The 1,851-nt window shown below is 40.4% G+C and carries 2 protein-coding genes; both read left to right on the top strand.

All coding sequences use genetic code 11. The features are described 5' to 3' along the window. The first annotated feature begins 78 nt into the window (after positions 1–78). A complete protein-coding gene (locus N4310_RS08340) occupies positions 79–1,446 on the top strand; it encodes a hypothetical protein (protein WP_262092810.1) in 1,368 nt (455 codons plus the stop codon). Positions 1,447–1,465: 19 nt separating this feature from the next. Then, a partial coding sequence (locus N4310_RS08335; RefSeq protein ID WP_262092809.1) for a hypothetical protein occupies positions 1,466–1,851 on the top strand: 386 nt, incomplete at its 3' end.

Genomic DNA, 1,851 nt, shown 5'->3' with positions numbered 1-1,851 from the left:
CGCACTACACTACCAAATAGGAATACCTACTTATTTGAAATAAGGCGACAATAAGTATGAGTTTTTAGAGGTGCCCTGATGAACTACATGAAGGATGTGGCACAAATGGCAGAAGATAAGTATGGGAAAAAGAACATTGATAAGATCAATCATTCGATAGCCAATGCTATCGCTGGGATTAGCTATAGCGGTGATAAAAGTCAGAAGTTTGTGAATGATTTTGACACTATAAACTATAAAGAAAGCAGATACTACGATAAAGTACATGACTTAATATATAAGAATCATAAAGAGGAGAAAACATTACATATTGATCTTCCTCATCTTATGATGCCGATTGCAAGCAGCTATAAGAGTTCTTGGTGGAAGGAGGCGATTAAAATTGCCATGGCCTTCCCTCACAATAGGATTTGTACTGTTTTCGGTTGTTTCTTTGATCCAAATACTGCCAAAGAAACCTTCTTTTGGTTGAATTCTTATACTGGGGATAAGCTAACAAATCTTAATCCAAAAGATAAGAAGTCTGATCTAGATGCCTATACAATTTGGAAAAATACCCAAAATGGAACATATCTCTACGAGTCTTTTGATCACTACTATAGTTCGAATGATAAGCGTCAGGATGCTTACAATAAAGCATTCCATTCTAATGCCAAGCAAGCCAAACAAAGGCAAGATAACTTAAATGCCGCTGCCACCTTGTCGCTCGGCGCCTTCGCCATTTTAGGAGTAACCTATATTTTACCTCCTGTTAAAAAGTTTGCTTCAGATGTTTACAAGGGTGGTAAAAATCTGTTTAAAAAATATATTAGCGATCCTTTTTCTAAGATCTTAGATGGTTTTAAAGGAGGGTCTAATAAATCGAAGAAGGATAAGAAAAATACAAGCTCTTCGAAGAAAAAACAGACCAAGGCCAAAACTTCCAAAGAGACACCAAAAAAATCCAAACTACCAAAAACATCCGCTCACCCAGGGAAAAGAGAAGCTACGCCGAAGCCTAAAGCTGCACCTAAACCAAAGATAGCGCCGAAGCCTAAGGCAGCACTCAAGCCTAAAGCTGCGCCAAAACCCAAAGCTGCGCCAAAACCCAAAGCTGCGCCGAAGCCTAAGGTAGCACCCAAGCCTAAAGCTACGCCAAAACCCAAAGCTGCGCCGAAGCCTAAGGCAGTACCCAAGCCTAAAGCTACGCCAAAACCCAAAGCTGCGCCGAAGCCTAAGGCAGCACCCAAGCCTAAAGCTACGCCAAAACTCAAAGCTGCGCCGAAGCCTAAGGCAGCACCCAAGCCTAAAGCTGCGCCAAAACCCAAAGCTGCGCCGAAGCCAAAGGCAGCACCCAAGCCTAAAGCTACTCCGAAACCTAAAGTCGCGCCGAGACCAATGGTAACACCTAGACCCAAAGCTGCGCCGAAGCCTGCTCCTAGAAAATCAAGAGGCCGTAGAAGGTGATCTCTAGAAAGGTATTTTTATGAAAAAACAAAGAAACAAAAAATTAATTCGGATATTCCTACTCTTACTTGCTACCTCTATCTATATTTTTACCAATCTCAGTTGGCACCAAATTTATTATTATACCCACTCTCAAAAAACCGATAAGCGATTGACACCTATTATCGTCGTCTATAATTTGGGGGAGGTTATGTTCAAACCCAAACGAGAAACAGATGGAAAATATGAATATGTATCTCCAGGTAATGCTATAGTATTTAAAAAAAATACAAACAGCTCTATTTCTTATGGAAGTGGAGATAAAAGTAAAAAACTTCATAGTCTATTTAGGGCACTTCTAAAAACCAGAAGTATTCCGTCATATAAAAAAGAAGGGACTCTTGCCCTCCAATTTCCAGCAAGAGT

It is taken from the genome of Streptococcus danieliae (assembly GCF_025447695.1).
In the GTDB taxonomy this organism is placed as follows: Bacteria; Bacillota; Bacilli; order Lactobacillales; family Streptococcaceae; genus Streptococcus; species Streptococcus danieliae.
The sequence above is the reverse complement of the archived record's forward strand: the minus strand, read 5'-3'. Positions and strand labels throughout refer to the sequence as shown.

Excerpts from the sequence above, each read along its gene's own strand:
- N4310_RS08340 (WP_262092810.1), top strand. The coding sequence starts at position 79 with ATGAACTACATGAAGGATGTGGCACAAATGGCAGAAGATAAGTATGGG.